The following is a 15926-nucleotide window of genomic DNA, read 5'->3' as shown; positions in this document are numbered from 1 at the left end:
GTGTCGTCACCCGGGAAGTCGTAGGTCGACAGCAGGTCACGCACTTCCATCTCAACCAGCTCAAGCAGCTCAGCGTCATCCACCATGTCCGCCTTGTTCAGGAAGACCACGATGTAAGGAACGCCAACCTGACGAGACAGCAGGATATGCTCACGCGTCTGCGGCATCGGACCGTCAGCCGCCGAGCAAACCAGGATCGCACCGTCCATCTGCGCAGCACCGGTGATCATGTTCTTCACATAGTCAGCGTGGCCTGGGCAGTCAACGTGTGCGTAGTGACGGATCGAGGAATCATATTCAACGTGAGAGGTGTTGATGGTGATACCACGAGCCTTCTCTTCCGGCGCGTTGTCGATCTGCGAGAAGTCACGCGCAGAGCCGCCCCAAGTTTCAGCACAGACCTTGGTCAGTGCTGCGGTGAGCGTGGTTTTGCCATGGTCGACGTGACCAATGGTACCGACGTTCAGGTGCGGTTTGTTACGTTCGAATTTTTCTTTAGCCACGACAGTAAACCTCTTACTTAAAGGGCTGAATCAACCTTGTTTTTTAACGATAGCTTCGACGATGTTCGACGGAGCCTCGGAGTATTTCGAGAATTCCATGGAGTAGCTGGCGCGACCCTGAGACATGGAGCGGACGTCGGTTGCATAACCGAACATCTCACCCAGCGGAACCTCGGCACGAATGACCTTGCCGGATACCGTATCTTCCATACCCTGGATCAGACCGCGACGACGGTTAAGGTCGCCCATCACGTCACCCATGTAGTCCTCAGGCGTTACCACCTCGACCTTCATGATCGGCTCAAGCACTACGGCGCCGCCCTTTTGGGACAGCTGCTTGGTCGCCATGGAAGCCGCAACCTTGAACGCCATCTCGTTGGAGTCGACGTCATGGTAGGAGCCATCGAACACAGTCGCCTTCAGGCCGATCAGCGGATAGCCGGCGACGACGCCGTTCTTCATCTGCTCTTCGATGCCCTTTTGAATAGCAGGGATGTATTCCTTCGGAATAACACCACCAACTACCTCATTGACGAACTGCAGGCCTTCTTGACCCTCATCTGCCGGCGCAAAGCGCACCCAGCAGTGACCGAACTGACCGCGACCGCCAGACTGGCGAACGAACTTGCCTTCGATCTCACAGGACTTCGTGATTTTCTCACGATAAGAAACCTGCGGCTTACCGATGTTGGCTTCGACGTTGAACTCACGACGCATACGGTCGACGAGAATATCGAGGTGCAACTCACCCATACCCGAGATAATGGTCTGACCGGTCTCTTCATCAGTCTTGACGCGGAACGAGGGGTCTTCCTGGGCAAGCTTGCCCAGCGCGATACCCATCTTCTCCTGGTCATCCTTGGTCTTCGGCTCAACCGCCACCGAAATAACCGGCTCAGGGAAGTCCATACGCACCAGAATGATCGGCTTATCCAAAGCGCAGAGCGTGTCACCAGTAGTGACATCCTTCATGCCGATCAGGGCAGCGATGTCACCGGCGCGAACTTCCTTGATCTCTTCGCGGCTGTTCGCATGCATCTGCACCATACGACCGACACGCTCTTTTTTGCCTTTCACCGAGTTCAGAACACCGTCACCGGAGTTCAGGACACCCGAATAAACGCGAGCGAAGGTCAGCGTACCAACAAAGGGGTCGGTCGCGATCTTGAACGCCAGCGCCGAGAAAGGCTCAGCGTCATCCGCGTGACGCTCCATCTCGATGGTTTCGTCATCGATATCGGTACCCTTGATCGCCGGAATGTCAGCTGGCGCAGGGAGATAATCGATAACCGCATCGAGAACCAGAGGAACACCCTTGTTCTTGAACGACGAACCACAGACAGCCAGAACGATTTCACCAGCGATTGTGCGCTGACGCAGAGCAGACTTGATTTCCTCGGTGGTGAGCTCTTCACCCTCAAGGTACTTGTTCATCAGCTCCTCAGTCGCTTCGGCAGCAGCCTCGACCATGTTGCTGCGCCACTCATCAGCCAGATCTTGAAGCTCGGCAGGGATCTCCTCCTCACGGAAGGTCATGCCCTTGTCGTCATCATTCCAGTAGATGGCCTTCATCTTGATCAGATCAATCTGGCCCTGGAAGTTATCTTCTGCACCAATGGCGAGCTGAATCGGAACGGGAGTATGACCCAGACGCTGCTTTATCTGCGCAACCACACGTAGGAAATTGGCGCCAGCACGGTCCATCTTGTTGACATAGACCAAACGCGGAACACCGTACTTATTAGCCTGACGCCAAACGGTTTCCGATTGCGGCTCAACACCCGAAGTACCACAGAACACCACGACCGCACCATCGAGTACGCGCAGCGAGCGCTCAACTTCGATGGTGAAGTCAACGTGACCGGGAGTGTCGATGATATTGAAACGATGCTTGTCAAACTGCTTCTCGGAACCAGCCCAGAAAGCGGTAGTGGCAGCAGAGGTGATAGTGATACCACGTTCCTGCTCCTGCACCATCCAATCCATGGTCGCGGCGCCGTCATGCACCTCGCCCATTTTATGGTTTACGCCAGTGTAAAAAAGGACGCGCTCAGTGGTGGTGGTTTTACCAGCATCCACGTGAGCGACGATACCAATATTACGGTAGCGGTTAATCGGGGTAGTACGAGCCATAAAGCCCTCGCAAATTGATGACGCTGAAAATTAGAAGCGGTAGTGCGAGAAGGCCTTGTTGGCTTCAGCCATACGGTGCACGTCTTCACGCTTCTTCACAGCAGCGCCTTTACCTTCAAATGCATCCGACAGCTCACCCGCCAAGCGCAGGGCCATGGACTTCTCACCACGCTTACGCGCAGCATCTACCAGCCAGCGCATGGCCAGAGCATTACGACGGGACGGACGAACTTCGACCGGAACCTGGTAAGTCGCACCACCTACGCGGCGGGACTTCACTTCGACCAGCGGAGCGATGGCGTCGAGTGCTTTTTCGAAGATTTCCAGGGGGTCGCTGTTCTTGCGTTCCTTGACCTTTTCCAAGGCCCCATAAACGATACGCTCGGCCACGGCCTTCTTGCCGCTTTCCATCACGTGGTTCATGAACTTGGCGAGAATCAGACTTCCGTACTTCGGATCGTCAAGGATCTCGCGCTTGGCTGCTACACGACGTCTTGGCATTGATAAGCCCTCAAACGGTCTTCAGGTTAGCCCGGGACGATAACAACGAGTTACGCCCGACCTTACTCTTATCGACTCAAATAAATAAAAATGCTGATTACTTCGGACGCTTGGCGCCGTACTTCGAACGGCCCTGCTTACGATCCTTGACACCTGAGGTATCCAGCGAACCGCGCACAGTGTGGTAGCGAACACCCGGAAGGTCTTTTACACGACCGCCACGGATCAGCACGACGCTGTGCTCTTGCAGGTTGTGACCTTCACCACCAATGTAGGAGGCGACTTCAAAACCGTTGGTCAGACGAACGCGGCATACCTTACGCAGTGCAGAGTTCGGTTTCTTTGGCGTGGTGGTGTACACACGAGTGCACACGCCACGGCGTTGCGGGCAGTTCTGCAGCGCAGGGACGTCGCTTTTCTCGACGACGCGCTTGCGCGGCTGGCGTACCAGCTGGTTGATCGTTGCCATCTACTAGCTCCACTGTTGTCTTTCGACACAAACGAAAATGGCAGAGCGCAAGGCCCCGCCAAATTAGGGGTACAAGAGTCTAAAGAGCTTCCTGTCCACCGTCAAGGCGCGCCCCGACTTACGCCGGGGCAGACCGCCAATCAGCTACCGCTCGAATTGAGCGCCTCGGTCAGCGCCGCTTCTACTTCATCGGCACTCACGCGAACCGGTTTTTCAGCATCACGCTTGCGCTTGCGCTCGCTGTGATACTGAAGACCGGTACCGGCCGGGATCAGGCGACCCACGACCACGTTCTCTTTCAGCCCGCGCAGATAATCGCGCTTGCCAGTCACCGCAGCCTCGGTGAGGACGCGGGTGGTTTCCTGGAAGGATGCCGCCGAAATGAACGACTCGGTAGACAGCGAGGCCTTGGTGATGCCAAGGAGTACACGGATGTACTTCGAGCCGAACTTGTCATCCGCAGAGAGACGCTCGTTCTCCTCCAGCACCTGGGTGAGTTCCATCTGGTCACCCTTGATGAAGCTCGAATCACCGGACTCCGCCACTTCGACCTTGCGCAGCATTTGACGCAGGATGGTCTCGATGTGCTTGTCGTTGATCTTCACGCCCTGCAGGCGGTACACGTCCTGAATCTCGTTGACGATGTACTTGGCCAGCGCGCTTACGCCCAGCAGACGAAGGATATCGTGCGGGTTGCTCGGGCCGTCCGAGATAACCTCACCCTTGTTCACCTGTTCACCTTCGAACACGTTGAGGTGACGCCATTTCGGAATCAGCTCTTCGTACGGATCGGTACCATCGGTCGGCGTGATAACCAGGCGACGCTTGCCCTTGGTTTCCTTACCGAAGGAGATGGTGCCGCTGATTTCAGCCAGGATCGACGGCTCTTTCGGACGACGCGCTTCGAAGAGGTCGGCGACGCGCGGCAGACCACCGGTGATGTCACGGGTCTTCGAGGTTTCCTGCGGGATACGTGCAATAACGTCACCCACATTGATCTCGGCACCGTCAGCTACACCGACCAGAGCGTTGGCTGGCAGGAAATACTGAGCGGGAACATCTGTTCCTGGCAGCAGCAGTTCCTTGCCGTTCGCATCCACCATCTTGATCGCAGGACGAATATCCTTGCCCGAAGCTGGGCGATCCTTCGGATCCATCACTTCAATGTTGGTCAGGCCGGTGAGCTCATCGGTCTGACGCTTGATGGTGATGTTTTCTTCCATGCCAACGAAGGTCACGACACCCTTCATCTCGGTGACGATCGGGTGAGTGTGCGGATCCCACTTGGCCACGACCGCGCCCGCGTCAACCTTGTCGCCTTCCTTGATGGAGATAACGGCGCCGTAAGGCAGCTTGTAACGCTCGCGCTCACGACCGAAGTCGTCGGCCACCGCCAGCTCACCGGAACGGGACACCGCAATCAGCGCGCCGTCAGCACGCTCGACGTGCTTCAGGTTATGCAGGCGGATGGTGCCGCCATTCTTGACCATGACGTTGTCGACGGCAGAGGTCCGGCTGGCCGCACCACCGATGTGGAAGGTACGCATCGTCAGCTGAGTACCCGGCTCACCAATCGACTGCGCAGCGATAACGCCCACTGCCTCACCGATGTTCACCTGATGCCCGCGAGCAAGATCGCGGCCATAACACTTGGCGCAAATGCCATAGCGTGTTTCACAGCTGATCGGCGAGCGAACCACAACTTCGTCAATGCTGTTGAGCTCAATGAAGTCAACCCACTGCTCGTCAACCAATGTTCCAGCTGGCACCAGTACTTCTTCGCTGCCCGGCTTGAGTACATCACGCGCAATGACACGACCCAGCACGCGCTCGCCCAGCGGCTCGACCACGTCGCCGCCCTCGATGTGCGGGGTCATAAACAGACCCTGCTCGGTACCGCAGTCGACCTCGGTAACTACCAGATCCTGCGCCACGTCAACCAGACGACGGGTCAGGTAACCGGAGTTAGCGGTCTTCAGAGCGGTATCCGCCAGACCTTTACGAGCACCGTGAGTGGAGATGAAGTACTGGAGTACGTTCAGACCTTCACGGAAGTTCGCGGTGATCGGCGTCTCGATGATAGAGCCGTCCGGCTTGGCCATCAGACCACGCATACCGGCCAGCTGGCGGATCTGGGCCGCAGAACCCCGCGCTCCAGAGTCGGCCATCATGTACATCGAGTTGAACGAGTCCTGCTCGGCCTCGTTACCGTCACGATCGATGACTTTCTCTTTCGAGAGGTTGGCCATCATCGCCTTGGAGACTTCGTCGTTGGCTTTCGACCAGAGGTCGATAACCTTGTTGTACTTCTCGCCCTGGGTTACCAGGCCTGAGGCGTACTGCGATTCGATTTCCTTCACTTCCTCGGTAGCAGCATCGATGATGCGTGCCTTCTCATCAGGGATTACGAAATCGTTCACGCCGATGGAGACACCGGAAATGGTCGAGTAGGCGAAACCGGTATACATCAGCTGGTCAGCAAAGATGACGGTGTCCTTCAGGCCGACCGTGCGGTAGCACAGGTTGATCAGCTTGGAGATCGCCTTCTTCTTCATCGGCTGGTTGACCACGTCGAATGCCAGGCCGGCCGGAACCACCTGGAACAGCAACGCGCGGCCGACAGTGGTGTCGACGATGCGAGTGTTCTTGGTGATCGAGCCGTCGCGATCCTTGATGGTCTCGTTGATACGAACCTTGACGCGGGCATGCAGGGACGCCTCGCCGGCGCGGAACACGCGGTCGACTTCCTGCAGGTCAGCGAATACCCGCCCTTCGCCTTTGGCATTGATGGCTTCACGGGTCATGTAGTACAGACCCAGAACCACGTCCTGCGACGGCACGATGATCGGCTCACCGTTTGCCGGCGACAGGATGTTATTTGTCGACATCATCAGCGCGCGCGCTTCGAGCTGGGCTTCCAGCGTCAGCGGCACGTGAACGGCCATCTGGTCACCGTCGAAGTCGGCGTTGTAAGCGGCGCAGACCAACGGGTGCAGCTGGATGGCTTTACCTTCGATCAGGACCGGCTCGAACGCTTGGATACCCAAGCGGTGCAGCGTCGGTGCACGGTTGAGCAACACGGGATGTTCACGGATAACTTCGGCCAGAACGTCCCAGACTTCAGGCAGTTCGCGCTCGACCATCTTCTTGGCAGCCTTGATGGTGGTCGCCATGCCACGCATTTCCAGCTTGCCGAAAATGAACGGCTTGAACAGCTCGAGGGCCATCTTCTTCGGCAGACCGCACTGATGCAGGCGCAGGGTCGGGCCAACGGTAATAACCGAACGACCGGAGTAGTCCACACGCTTGCCGAGCAGGTTCTGACGGAAACGACCCTGCTTGCCCTTGATCATATCGGCCAAGGACTTCAGCGGACGCTTGTTCGAGCCAGTGATGGCGCGACCACGACGACCATTGTCCAGCAGCGCGTCAACGGCTTCCTGCAGCATGCGCTTTTCGTTGCGCACGATGATGTCGGGCGCCGACAGATCGAGCAGGCGCTTGAGACGGTTGTTACGGTTGATCACCCGGCGATACAGATCGTTTAGATCCGAAGTCGCGAAGCGGCCACCATCCAGCGGAACCAGCGGGCGCAGATCCGGCGGCAATACCGGCAGAACGGTAAGCACCATCCACTCCGGCAGGTTGCCCGATCCATGGAAGGCTTCCATCAGCTTCAGACGCTTGGACAGCTTCTTGATCTTGGTTTCCGAGTTGGTCTGCGGAATCTCTTCGCGCAGGCGACCGATCTCGTGCTCCAGGTCGATTTCGTGCAGCAACTCGCGCACGGCCTCGGCCCCCATACGGGCGTCGAAATCGTCACCGAATTCTTCGAGCGCTTCAAAGTACTGCTCGTCATTGAGCAGTTGGCCCTTTTCAAGCGTTGTCATGCCCGGATCGATCACCACGTAGCTCTCGAAATAGAGCACGCGCTCGATGTCACGCAGGGTCATGTCCAGCAGCAGCCCGATACGGCTCGGCAGCGACTTCAGGAACCAGATATGAGCAACTGGGGAAGCCAGTTCGATGTGCGCCATGCGCTCACGACGAACCTTCGCCAAAGCGACTTCCACACCGCACTTCTCGCAGATCACGCCACGATGCTTAAGGCGCTTGTACTTTCCGCACAGGCACTCGTAATCCTTGACCGGGCCAAAGATCTTGGCGCAGAACAGGCCATCACGCTCGGGCTTGAACGTACGGTAGTTGATGGTCTCTGGCTTCTTGACCTCACCAAAGGACCAGGAACGGATCATCTCGGGCGAAGCCAATGCAATCTTGATGGCATCGAACTCTTCGATTTGACCCTGGTTTTTCAACAGATTCAGCAAGTCTTTCAAGGCCTTTCCTCCTCACGGACCGGCGCCACCCGGCTGATGCCGGGCGCCGCTTAGGCGGTGCGTGGTTATTCGGTTTCCAGATCGATGTCGATACCGAGCGAGCGGATCTCTTTGATCAACACGTTGAAGGATTCCGGCATGCCGGGCTCCATACGGTGATCGCCGTCCACGATGTTCTTGTACATCTTGGTCCGTCCGTTCACGTCGTCCGACTTGACCGTGAGCATTTCCTGCAGGGTGTAGGCGGCACCGTACGCCTCCAGGGCCCAGACCTCCATCTCCCCGAAACGCTGACCACCGAACTGCGCCTTACCACCCAGCGGCTGCTGGGTGACCAGGCTATAGGAACCAGTGGAGCGCGCGTGCATCTTGTCGTCGACCAGGTGGTTCAGCTTGAGCATGTACATGTAACCGACGGTGGTCGTACGCTCGAACTTGTTCCCTGTCCGACCATCGAACAGCTGCATCTGGCCGCTTTCCGGTAGATCCGCCAGCTTCAGCATGGCCTTGATCTCACGCTCCTTGGCACCATCGAATACCGGGGTTGCCATCGGTACGCCACCGCGCAGGTTCTTGGCCAGATCCAGCACTTCCTGGTCGCTGAACTCGTCCAGATTTTCCTGACGGCCACCGATCTCGTTGTAGATCTCGTTCAGGAACTTGCGCAGCTCCGCGACCTTGCGCTGCTCTTCCAGCATGCGGTTGATCTTCTCGCCCAGACCCTTGGCGGCAAGGCCCAGGTGGGTTTCGAGAATCTGACCGACGTTCATACGCGAAGGTACGCCCAGCGGGTTCAACACGATGTCTACAGGTGTGCCGTTGGCATCGTGAGGCATGTCTTCAACCGGCATGATGACCGAGACGACACCTTTGTTACCGTGACGACCCGCCATCTTGTCGCCGGGCTGGATGCGACGCTTGATCGCCAGGTAAACCTTGACGATCTTCAGTACGCCTGGCGCCAGGTCATCGCCCTGCTGCAGTTTGCGCTTCTTGTCTTCGAACTTATCGTCGAGAAGCTGACGGCGGTCGGAAATATAGGCCTGCGCCTTTTCCAGCTGCTCGTTCAGTGCGTCTTCGGCCATGCGCAGCTTGAACCACTGCCCATGCTCAAGACCGTCGAGCATCTCGTCAGTGATGACGGCGCCCTTCTTGAGACCGGCACCACCCTCGACAGTCGCGCCAACAAGAGCGGAACGCAGGCGCTCAAATGTCGCACCTTCGACGATACGGAACTCTTCATTGAGGTCCTTGCGGATCTCATCTAGCTGCATTTTCTCGATAGCCAGCGCACGGGAGTCACGCTCAACACCGTCACGAATGAACACCTGCACGTCGATGACAGTACCCTTGGTGCCGGTCGGCACGCGTAGGGAGGTGTCCTTAACGTCAGAAGCCTTCTCACCGAAGATGGCACGTAGCAGCTTTTCTTCTGGCGTCAGCTGGGTTTCGCCTTTCGGCGTGACTTTGCCTACCAGAATGTCGCCCGCACCAACTTCAGCACCAACGTAAACGATGCCCGCCTCGTCCAGCTTGTTCAGCGCAGCTTCGCCCACGTTCGGAATGTCCGCCGTGATCTCTTCTGGGCCGAGCTTGGTGTCACGAGAAACGCAAGTCAGTTCCTGAATGTGGATGGTGGTGAAACGGTCTTCTTGAACCACACGCTCCGACAGGAGGATGGAGTCTTCGAAGTTGTAGCCGTTCCAGGGCATGAACGCGACGCGCATGTTCTGCCCGAGCGCCAACTCGCCCATGTCAGTGGACGGACCGTCTGCCATGATGTCGCCGCGCTCGACCACATCACCCTTGCTCACCAGCGGACGCTGGTTGATGCAGGTGTTCTGGTTGGAGCGGGTGTACTTGGTCAGGTTGTAGATGTCGACACCGGCTTCACCGGTTTCAACTTCCGCATCATGCACACGCACGACCACACGGCTTGCGTCGACCGAATCGATCACGCCGCCACGACGAGCAACAACACAAACGCCGGAGTCACGGGCTACGTTGCGCTCCATCCCGGTGCCGACCAGCGGCTTATCCGAACGCAGCGTCGGTACGGCCTGACGCTGCATGTTCGAGCCCATCAACGCGCGGTTGGCGTCGTCGTGCTCGAGAAATGGAATCAACGAAGCAGCAACGGATACGACCTGCTTTGGCGATACGTCCATCAGGGTCACGTCTTCCGGCGCCTTGACCGTGAATTCGTTCTGATGACGAACAGCAACCAGCTCGTCGACCAACTTGCGGCCGTCCAGCTTGGCGCTGGCCTGCGCGATCACATGGTCCGCTTCTTCGATCGCCGACAGGAACACGATCTCGTCGGTGACTTCGCCTTCCTTAACAACGCGGTACGGACTTTCCAGGAAGCCGTACTGATTGGTACGGGCATACGCCGCCAACGAGTTGATCAAGCCGATGTTCGGACCTTCCGGGGTCTCGATCGGGCACACACGGCCGTAATGGGTCGGGTGTACGTCGCGCACTTCAAAGCCTGCGCGCTCACGGGTCAGACCGCCCGGTCCGAGCGCGGAAACACGACGCTTGTGCGTGATCTCCGACAGCGGGTTGTTCTGGTCCATGAACTGTGACAGCTGGCTGGAGCCGAAGAATTCCTTCACCGCCGCCGCAACCGGCTTGGCGTTGATCAGATCCTGCGGCATCAAGCCTTCGCTTTCGGCCATCGACAGACGTTCCTTGACCGCACGCTCTACGCGCACCAGGCCGACACGGAACTGATTCTCAGCCATCTCGCCCACACAGCGGACGCGACGGTTGCCCAGGTGGTCGATATCGTCGACTACACCTTTGCCGTTACGAATGTCGACCAGCGTCTTCAATACTGCAACGATGTCTTCGCGACTGAGAACACCCGAACCTTCGATCTCGGTACGACCGATACGGCGGTTGAACTTCATCCGGCCCACGGCCGACAGATCGTAGCGTTCTGATGCGAAGAACAGATTGTTGAACAGCGTCTCGGCAGCGTCCTTGGTTGGCGGCTCGCCAGGACGCATCATGCGATAGATCTCGACCAGCGCTTCGAGCTGGTTGGTTGTCGAATCGATTTTCAGCGTGTCGGAAATGAACGGACCACAATCGATGTCGTTGGTATACAAGGTCTCGAACCGAACAACCTGCGCCTTGACCAACTTGGCCAACACTTCTACGGTCAGCTCGGTGTTGCATTCAGCAATGATTTCTCCAGTCGCCGGATGCACGATAGCCTTCGCCGTGGTGCGCCCCAGGACGTAGTCCATAGGCATGTCGAGCGCTTTGATACCGGACTTGTCGAGCTGATTGATATGGCGCGCGGTAATGCGGCGACCCTGCTCAACGATCACTTTGCCGTTCTCGTCGGTGATATCGAACGAGGCGATTTCGCCGCGCAAACGCTGCGGAACCAGCTCAAGGCTTAGCGTTTCGCCCTTAACGTGGAACACGTTGGTGTCGTAGAACGCATCGAGGATTTCTTCGGTGCCGTAATTCAACGCTCGCAGAAGCACCGAGGCAGGCAGCTTGCGGCGACGGTCGATACGCACGAAAACCGCGTCCTTCGGATCGAACTCGAAGTCCAGCCACGAACCACGATACGGAATGATACGCGCGGAATACAGCAACTTGCCGGAGCTGTGGGTCTTGCCACGATCATGATCGAAGAAGACACCTGGAGAACGGTGCAACTGAGACACGATAACGCGCTCGGTACCGTTGATGATGAAGGTACCGTTCTCGGTCATCAGGGGGATTTCCCCCATGTAGACTTCTTGTTCCTTGATATCCTTGATCGCCTTGCTGGACGATTCTTTATCAAAGATGATCAGGCGAACCTTTACCCGCAGCGGTACGGCAAAAGTCACGCCGCGCAACACGCATTCCTTTACGTCAAAGGCCGGGTCGCCCAGGCGATAGCCGACATACTCCAGCGCCGCATTGCCGGAATAGCTGATTATCGGAAAAACGGATTTGAAGGCTGCATGCAAGCCAATATCGCGGAATTGATCCTTGGTCGCTCCCGCCTGCAGGAATTCGCGGTACGAATCCAGCTGGATGGCCAAAAGATACGGCACGTCCATCACGTGCGGTAACTTGCTAAAGTCCTTGCGGATTCGTTTTTTCTCAGTGTATGAGTAAGCCATCAGCGTTCCCCAGCTTGGTCACCTGCTTGTTTGGCCTCTCCCGACGGGAGCAGCCAGAAAATCTTGCGAATCCTGTGATTCGCACCGCCCACCGGAGCGGTTGTCTTCCGTTCAAACTGCCGAATACTCAACAGGCAGCTATAACGGAAAAAGGCCGGTGGCAAAAGCCACCAGCCATCAGCCTTACGCGAGTTGCTTCGGCTGTAGACGCAAGGTCGCGCTTACTTAAGCTCGACTTTAGCGCCTGCTTCTTCCAGGGCTTTCTTAGCAGCTTCGGCTTCGTCCTTGGAAACGCCTTCCTTGACCACGCCTGGGGCGCCATCAACGACTGCCTTGGCTTCTTTCAGGCCCAGACCGGTCAGCTCGCGAACTGCCTTGATCACGTTTACTTTCTTTTCGCCAGCTTCCAGCAGCATGACGTTGAATTCAGTCTGCTCTTCAGCAGCGGCAGCAGCCGGGCCGGCAGCAGCGACGGTAGCAGCTGCAGCGGTAACACCGAACTTCTCTTCCATTGCCTTGATCAGTTCAACAACCTGCATCACGGACATGTCAGAAACGGCGTTGATGATGTCTTCGTTGGTCAGAGCCATGACTCTAAATTCCTGTATATGGTTGACGGCCTGCGGCCATCTAATTCAAAAGAAAATCGAAAAATGCTGCGCGCGCGTTAGGCCGCGGCTGCTTCTTTCTGGTCGCGAACGGCCGCCAATGTACGAGCCAGCTTGCTGGTAGCGCCTTGCATCACGCTCATCAGCTGGGAAATCGCCTCACCATAGGTCGGCAGAGTTGCCAAAACGTCGATCTGGTTGGCTGCAATGAGCTGACCTTCAAATGCGGCTGCCTTGATCTCGAACTTATCCTGACCCTTGGCAAACTCCTTGAAGATGCGAGCAGCAGCGCCCGGATGTTCATTGGAGAAAGCAATAAGGGTCGGGCCTTTGAACACGTCATTGAGCACATCGTACTGAGTGCCTTCAACAGCGCGGCGCAGCAGGGTATTACGTACTACACGTACATATACACCTGCTTCGCGGGCCTCTTTACGGAGTCCGGTCATGGCCCCCACAGTCACGCCACGGGCATCAGCCACGACAGCGGACAGGGCAGCTTTGGCAGCCTCGTTGACTTCAGCGACGATGGCTTTCTTGTCTTCGAGTTTGATTGCCACGGGTTCTTACTCCTGGATGTTACCGGTTCGCCCAATCGAAACTGGACGGGTTTTGGTGTCTGATTCGGTACGAATCGGGAGCACCTCTGCGTAGGCCTGAAAAGCAGAGCTTCTACGGTTTAAGACTTGCGTCGCCTACGGTCTTGGATAGCCCCCGCCAGGCAGGGACCCCAATATGTCGCGCCCTGCCAAGCAGGGCGCCATATGCTTTAAGCCTCGAGCGACGCCTGATCGATGATCAAGCCTGGCCCCATAGTGGTGCTCAGGGTAACGCGCTTGACATAGATACCTTTGGAAGTGGACGGCTTCAGACGCTTGAGGTCCGACAGCAGCGCTTCGACGTTCTGCTTCAACTGACCAGCTTCAAAACCGACTTTGCCGACCGAGGTATGAATGATACCGTTCTTGTCAGTACGGAAGCGCACCTGACCGGCCTTCGCATTCTTTACGGCAGTCGCAACGTCTGGCGTAACGGTACCGACCTTCGGGTTTGGCATCAGGCCGCGAGGACCGAGGATCTGACCCAGCTGGCCAACTACGCGCATGGCATCCGGCGAAGCGATAACGACGTCATAGTTCAGGTCGCCGCCTTTCATTTCGGCAGCCAGTTCATCCATACCAACGCGATCAGCACCTGCAGCCAGAGCAGCCTCTGCGGCCGGCCCTTGCGTGAACACGGCGACGCGAACGGTCTTGCCGGTGCCGTTAGGCAGAACGGTAGCGCCACGCACAACCTGATCGGATTTACGCGGATCAACACCGAGGTTAATAGCGATATCAAAGGACTCGGTGAACTTTACTGCGGACAGCTGAGCCAACAAAGTGGCGGCATCCTCGAACGAGTACTGCTTGCCCGCTTCGATTTTTTCAGCAAAAGTCTTCTGGCGCTTGGTCAGCTTAGCCATTACACACCCTCCACGTTCAGGCCCATGCTGCGGGCAGAGCCGGCAATGGTGCGCACAGCCGCATCCAGATCAGCAGCGGTCAAATCGGCATTCTTGGTTTTCGCAATCTCTTCAAGTTGAGCACGGGTAACAGTGCCGACTTTCTGAGTATTCGGGCGAGCAGAACCACTGCTGATGCCAGCAGCCTTCTTCAGCAGAACTGCAGCTGGCGTACTCTTGGTCTCGAAGGTGAAGCTGCGGTCGCTATATACGGTAATGATTACCGGTGTTGGCAGACCTGGCTCCTGACCTTGAGTACGAGCGTTGAACGCCTTACAGAATTCCATGATGTTGACACCATGCTGACCCAATGCCGGGCCAACTGGCGGCGACGGGTTGGCCTGACCGGCCTTTACCTGAAGCTTGATATAAGCTTGAATCTTCTTAGCCATAAATACTCCATTCTGGGTGCTAACGCCTTTCGGCTCCCCTGATCACTTGAATATCCCAGTGACAACAAAACCCCGCAACCATCAGCTGCGGGGTACAGGATTCTATTTCAGCTAGACCTTTTCGACCTGACTGAACTCCAACTCTACCGGCGTTGAACGGCCAAAGATGAGCACCGCAACTTGGATGCGACTCTTCTCGTAGTTCACTTCTTCGACAACACCATTGAAATCAGCAAACGGACCATCAGCAACACGCACGACCTCACCGGGTTCAAACAGAGTCTTCGGCTTCGGCTTATCGCTACCGTCTGCAACGCGACGCAAGATCGCCTCTGCCTCCTTGTCAGTGATCGGCGCGGGCTTGTCAGCTGTACCACCAATGAAGCCCATCACTCTCGGCGTATCCTTCACCAGGTGCCAAGCGCCTTCTGCCATATCCATCTGAACAAGAACGTAACCCGGAAAGAACTTGCGCTCACTCTTGCGCTTCTGACCGTTACGCATTTCGACCACTTCTTCAGTGGGAACCAGAATCTCGCCGAAATGATCCTCCATGCCGGCAAGCTTGATGCGCTCGATCAGCGAGCGCATCACGTGCTTCTCGTAACCCGAGTAAGCATGAACGACGTACCAACGCTTAGCCACGGGACACCCTTAACCTACAATCATGGAAACCAGCCAACCGAGCAGGGAATCGAGCCCCCACAACAGCAGCGCCATCACCAGCACGACCGCAACGACAATAAGTGTGGTCTGAGTGGTTTCTTGACGGGTCGGCCAGACGACTTTTCGGATCTCGACTCGCGCTTCTTTCAAAAGAATGAAGAAAGAACGACCTTTAGACGTCTGCAGCGCCACAAACGCAGCGACAACAGCAAACACGAGCAGAGCAAGAACTCTGTACAGAATAGGCTCGGCGGCATAATACTGATTACCCACCACAGCCACGACCACCAAAGCAGCCACAACAAGCCACTTCACCAGATCGAAGCGCGAGTCTTTGGCTTCTGCTTTGACATTCATCTGCTAGAACCCTGTAAATACTGCCAAACTCGATATTGAATTTGGCAGGCCAGGAGGGAATCGAACCCCCAACCTGCGGTTTTGGAGACCGCCGCTCTGCCAATTGAGCTACTGGCCTAACAAGAGTCAGGCCGACTATTATGCCGGCCCGAATAGATCAGATCAATCGATTATTCGATGATCTTGGCAACCACGCCGGCACCAACGGTACGGCCGCCTTCGCGAATCGCGAAGCGCAGGCCATCTTCCATGGCGATCGGAGCGATCAGGGTGACAACCATCTTGATGTTGTCGCCCGGCATTACCATCTCAACGCC

At 56.8% G+C, this 15926-nt stretch carries 12 protein-coding genes, 1 tRNA gene and 1 pseudogene; all 14 read right to left on the bottom strand.

All coding sequences use genetic code 11. The annotated features are described in order from the left end of the window. A partial coding sequence (locus AAGW23_RS21845) for a GTP-binding protein (protein WP_342408325.1) occupies positions 1 to 503 on the bottom strand: 503 nt, incomplete at its 3' end. A 30-nt stretch (positions 504 to 533) separates the two neighbouring features. Continuing rightward, positions 534 to 2636 (bottom strand): elongation factor G, encoded by a 2103-nt coding sequence (fusA, locus tag AAGW23_RS21840; protein WP_342408324.1) that lies wholly within the window; start codon positions 2634 to 2636, stop codon positions 534 to 536. 30 nt (positions 2637 to 2666) lie between these two features. Next, the gene (gene rpsG, locus AAGW23_RS21835) at positions 2667 to 3137 is read right to left on the bottom strand and encodes a 30S ribosomal protein S7 (RefSeq protein ID WP_045430600.1); all 471 of its coding nucleotides are present in this window, start codon (positions 3135 to 3137) and stop codon (positions 2667 to 2669) included. A 97-nt stretch (positions 3138 to 3234) separates the two neighbouring features. Next, entirely contained in the window at positions 3235 to 3606 is a 372-nt protein-coding gene (gene rpsL / locus AAGW23_RS21830) for a 30S ribosomal protein S12 (protein WP_003291416.1), read from the bottom strand. A 140-nt stretch (positions 3607 to 3746) separates the two neighbouring features. Continuing rightward, on the bottom strand, positions 3747 to 7946 hold the full coding sequence (gene rpoC / locus AAGW23_RS21825; RefSeq protein ID WP_102838129.1) for a DNA-directed RNA polymerase subunit beta': 4200 nt from the start codon (positions 7944 to 7946) through the stop codon (positions 3747 to 3749). A gap of 65 nt (positions 7947 to 8011) precedes the next feature. Next, positions 8012 to 12082, bottom strand: coding sequence for a DNA-directed RNA polymerase subunit beta (gene rpoB / locus AAGW23_RS21820; RefSeq protein ID WP_342408323.1), 4071 nt, complete (start codon positions 12080 to 12082; stop codon positions 8012 to 8014). A 221-nt stretch (positions 12083 to 12303) separates the two neighbouring features. Continuing rightward, positions 12304 to 12672, bottom strand: coding sequence for a 50S ribosomal protein L7/L12 (gene rplL / locus AAGW23_RS21815; RefSeq protein ID WP_102838131.1), 369 nt, complete (start codon positions 12670 to 12672; stop codon positions 12304 to 12306). Positions 12673 to 12749: 77 nt separating this feature from the next. Continuing rightward, positions 12750 to 13250 carry a 50S ribosomal protein L10 gene (gene rplJ / locus AAGW23_RS21810; protein WP_342408322.1) on the bottom strand — a complete coding sequence of 167 codons (501 nt, stop codon included), beginning with the start codon at positions 13248 to 13250 and terminating at the stop codon, positions 12750 to 12752. A gap of 209 nt (positions 13251 to 13459) precedes the next feature. After that, the gene (gene rplA, locus AAGW23_RS21805; protein ID WP_102838133.1) at positions 13460 to 14155 is read right to left on the bottom strand and encodes a 50S ribosomal protein L1; all 696 of its coding nucleotides are present in this window, start codon (positions 14153 to 14155) and stop codon (positions 13460 to 13462) included. After that, positions 14155 to 14586, bottom strand: coding sequence for a 50S ribosomal protein L11 (rplK, locus tag AAGW23_RS21800; protein WP_102838134.1), 432 nt, complete (start codon positions 14584 to 14586; stop codon positions 14155 to 14157). The genes rplA and rplK overlap by 1 nt, the downstream gene beginning before the upstream one ends. A 111-nt stretch (positions 14587 to 14697) precedes the next feature. Further along, on the bottom strand, positions 14698 to 15231 hold the full coding sequence (nusG, locus tag AAGW23_RS21795) for a transcription termination/antitermination protein NusG (RefSeq protein ID WP_019342058.1): 534 nt from the start codon (positions 15229 to 15231) through the stop codon (positions 14698 to 14700). A 9-nt stretch (positions 15232 to 15240) separates the two neighbouring features. After that, complete coding sequence (gene secE / locus AAGW23_RS21790; protein ID WP_148926961.1) at positions 15241 to 15609, bottom strand: preprotein translocase subunit SecE; 369 nt, start codon at positions 15607 to 15609, stop codon at positions 15241 to 15243. A 42-nt stretch (positions 15610 to 15651) separates the two neighbouring features. Then, positions 15652 to 15727, bottom strand: a tRNA-Trp gene (locus AAGW23_RS21785). A 52-nt stretch (positions 15728 to 15779) separates the two neighbouring features. Continuing rightward, positions 15780 to 15926 (bottom strand): annotated as a pseudogene (locus AAGW23_RS21780) (elongation factor Tu); the annotation flags it as partial.

This window comes from Stutzerimonas chloritidismutans, from assembly GCF_038562055.1.
GTDB classification, from domain to species: domain Bacteria; phylum Pseudomonadota; class Gammaproteobacteria; order Pseudomonadales; family Pseudomonadaceae; genus Stutzerimonas; species Stutzerimonas chloritidismutans_A.
The sequence above is the reverse complement of the archived record's forward strand: the minus strand, read 5'-3'. Positions and strand labels throughout refer to the sequence as shown.